Genomic DNA, 3652 nt, shown 5'->3' with positions numbered 1-3652 from the left:
TAAGGAGCCCGCACCAGCCGAATGTGCTGGTGGGGTGCTCAATGGCGGAGACACTGGCGAAGTTTTCCTGCGACAACGGTCCAGGGTTCTAGTACTGTCGGCAACGGCGTGGAACGAGTCTGGAAGCGGTTCAGGAGAACGTATAGGCACCCTGTTGGGTCCTGAAACAACCAGCGCGGAAGCGTGGCGGTTGGTTTCAGACGAGATCCAAGACTGCACAAGGACCGTGGCCGGTTTGGCCGGAGGCTTGGGCGTGAAGGTTTTGGGTTTGGTGTTGGTTGAGAATTGCACAGTGGATGCGAGCATCTTTAAAGCTTTGTGGTCAAGTTGCTGAGGGCGTACGGTGGATGCCTTGGCACCAGGAGCCGATGAAGGACGTGGGAGGCCGCGATAGGCCTGGGGGAGCTGTCAACCGAGCTGTGATCCCAGGGTGTCCGAATGGGGGAACCCGGCACCAGTCATGTGGTGTCACTCCTGCCTGAACACATAGGGCAGGTAGAGGGAACGCGGGGAAGTGAAACATCTCAGTACCCGCAGGAAGAGAAAACAATAGTGATTCCGTGAGTAGTGGCGAGCGAAAGCGGATGAGGCTAAACCGTTTGCGTGTGATACCCGGCAGGGGTTGCGTGGGCGGGGTTGTGGGGTTCACTGTTCTGGGTCTGCCGGCCTGGTCGACAGTCAGAAAACTTGTGGTTAGTCGAAGTCGTTGGAAAGCGGCGCCGTAGACGGTGATAGTCCGGTAGGCGAAAACTGCAGGTCTGTTGTGTGGATACCCGAGTAGCGGCGGACTCCTGTAATCTGCCGTGAATCTGCCAGGACCACCTGGTAAGCCTAAATACTCCCTGGTGACCGATAGCGGACGAGTACCGTGAGGGAAAGGTGAAAAGTACCCCGGGAGGGGAGTGAAATAGTACCTGAAACCGTGCGCCTACAATCCGTCGGAGCGTCCCACTTTGGTGGGGGTGACGGCGTGCCTTTTGAAGAATGAGCCTGCGAGTTAGTGGTGCGTGGCGAGGTTAACCCGTGTGGGGTAGCCGTAGCGAAAGCGAGTCTGAATAGGGCGTTGAGTCGCGTGTCCTAGACCCGAAGCGGAGTGATCTAGCCATGGGCAGGCTGAAGCGCGGGTAAGACCGCGTGGAGGGCCGAACCCACCAACGTTGAAAAGTTGGGGGATGATCTGTGGTTAGGGGTGAAAGGCCAATCAAACTCCGTGATAGCTGGTTCTCCCCGAAATGCATTTAGGTGCAGCGTCACGTGTTTCTTGCCGGAGGTAGAGCACTGGATGGCCTAGGGGGCCTACAAGCTTACTGAAGTCAACTAAACTCCGAATGCCGGTAAGTGAGAGCGTGGCAGTGAGACTGCGGGGGATAAGCTTCGTAGTCGAGAGGGAAACAGCCCAGATCACCAGCTAAGGCCCCTAAGCGTGTGCTAAGTGGTAAAGGATGTGGGGTCGCATAGACAACCAGGAGGTTGGCTTAGAAGCAGCCACCCTTGAAAGAGTGCGTAATAGCTCACTGGTCAAGTGGTTCCGCGCCGACAATGTAGCGGGGCTCAAGCACACCGCCGAAGCTGTGGCATTCACGCGTGTACCTAGCCTTTGTGGTTCAGGTGTGTGGATGGGTAGGGGAGCGTCGTGTCACCGGTGAAGCGGCGGAGTGATCCAGCCGTGGAGGTGACGCGAGTGAGAATGCAGGCATGAGTAGCGAAAGCAGGGTGAGAAACCCTGCCGCCGGATGACCAAGGGTTCCAGGGCCAGGCTAATCCGCCCTGGGTGAGTCGGGGCCTAAGGCGAGGCCGAGAGGCGTAGTCGATGGACAACGGGTTGATATTCCCGTACCCGCGTAGAAGCGTCCATGCTGAACCTGATTGTACTAACCTCCGGCGATGGTGAAGCCTTCGGGTGGATCTGTCAATGTTGGGATCTCGGTTGGTAGTAGGCAAGCGATGGGGTGACGCAGGAGGGTAGCTGGACCCGGCCGGTGGTTGTGCCGGGGCAAGCGTGTAGCCCGCAGCATAGGCAAATCCGTGCTGCATGTGGGTGAGGCGTGATGCGGAGCCGTTCAGGTGAAGTCAGTGATCCCATGCTGCCGAGAAAAGCCTCTAGCGAGTTTCGAGCGGCCCGTACCCGAAACCGACACAGGTGGTCAGGTAGAGAATACCGAGGCGATCGGGCGAACTGTGGTTAAGGAACTCGGCAAATTGCCCCCGTAACTTCGGGAGAAGGGGGGCCACCGATGGTGAGACCACGTGCTGGTGGAGCGGTTGGTGGCCGCAGAGACCAGGGGGAAGCGACTGTTTACTAAAAACACAGGTCCATGCTAAGTCGTAAGACGACGTATATGGACTGACGCCTGCCCGGTGCTGGAACGTTAAGGGGACCTGTTAGTCTTTCGGGGCGAAGCGGAGAACTTAAGCGCCAGTAAACGGCGGTGGTAACTATAACCATCCTAAGGTAGCGAAATTCCTTGTCGGGTAAGTTCCGACCTGCACGAATGGCGTAACGACTTCCCCACTGTCTCAACCACAGGCCCGGCGAAATTGCACTACGAGTAAAGATGCTCGTTACGCGCGGCAGGACGGAAAGACCCCGGGACCTTCACTATAGCTTGACATTGGTACTCGAATTCGATTGTGTAGGATAGGTGGGAGCCGGTGAAGTCCTCACGCCAGTGGGGGTGGAGGCAAGCTTGAAATACCACTCTGTTGGATTTGGGTATCTAACCTTGGACCGTGAGCCGGTTCAGGGACAGTGTCTGGTGGGTAGTTTAACTGGGGCGGTTGCCTCCTAAAATGTAACGGAGGCGCCCAAAGGTTCCCTCAGCCTGGTTGGCAATCAGGTGTTGAGTGCAAGTGCACAAGGGGGCTTGACTGTGAGACTGACAGGTCGAGCAGGGACGAAAGTCGGGACTAGTGATCCGGCACTGGCAGGTGGAAGCGGTGTCGCTCAACGGATAAAAGGTACCCCGGGGATAACAGGCTGATCTTCCCCAAGAGTCCATATCGACGGGATGGTTTGGCACCTCGATGTCGGCTCGTCGCATCCTGGGGCTGGAGTAGGTCCCAAGGGTTGGGCTGTTCGCCCATTAAAGCGGTACGCGAGCTGGGTTTAGAACGTCGTGAGACAGTTCGGTCCCTATCCGCCGCGCGCGTAGGATACTTGAGAAGGGCTGTCCCTAGTACGAGAGGACCGGGACGGACGAACCTCTGGTGTGCCAGTTGTTCTGCCAAGAGCACGGCTGGTTGGCTACGTTCGGAAGGGATAACCGCTGAAAGCATCTAAGCGGGAAGCTCGCTTCGAGATGAGGTATCCCACCCCTTGAGGGTTAAGGCCCCCAGCGAGACTACTGGGTTGATAGGCCGGAAGTGGAAGCCTGGTAACAGGTTTGAGCTGACCGGTACTAATAGGCCGAGGACTTGACTACAATCAAAGCTTTGAAGTGTTTTGCATCCACTGTGTGATTCTGAACCAACACCGAACGCACCCCGGCCCGGGAATGGGTTGGGTGTGCGGGGTTGACAGGTTCATAGTGTTACGGCGGTCATAGCGGAGGGGAAACGCCCGGTCCCATTCCGAACCCGGAAGCTAAGCCCTCCAGCGCCGATGGTACTGCACCCGAGAGAGTGTGGGAGAGTAGGACGCCGCCGGACAAAC

1 protein-coding gene and 2 rRNA genes are annotated in these 3652 nt (G+C 57.5%); all 3 read left to right on the top strand.

Annotation, left to right across the window (positions count from 1 at the left end; translation table 11 throughout):
• Positions 1 to 334: hypothetical protein (locus AB0M46_RS50885; RefSeq protein WP_363348916.1), on the top strand; the 334-nt coding region annotated here is incomplete at its 5' end.
• Positions 321 to 3422 (top strand): 23S ribosomal RNA (locus tag AB0M46_RS50880). The genes AB0M46_RS50885 and AB0M46_RS50880, both read left to right, overlap by 14 nt.
• A gap of 109 nt (positions 3423 to 3531) precedes the next feature.
• Positions 3532 to 3648, top strand: a 5S ribosomal RNA gene (gene rrf / locus AB0M46_RS50875).
• Positions 3649 to 3652 lie beyond the last annotated feature (4 nt).

The sequence above is a fragment of the Dactylosporangium sp. NPDC051485 genome (assembly GCF_040682015.1).
Classification (GTDB): Bacteria; Actinomycetota; Actinomycetes; order Mycobacteriales; family Micromonosporaceae; genus Dactylosporangium.
Note: the sequence above shows the minus strand (reverse complement) of the source record. Positions and strands in the feature narration are given on the sequence as shown.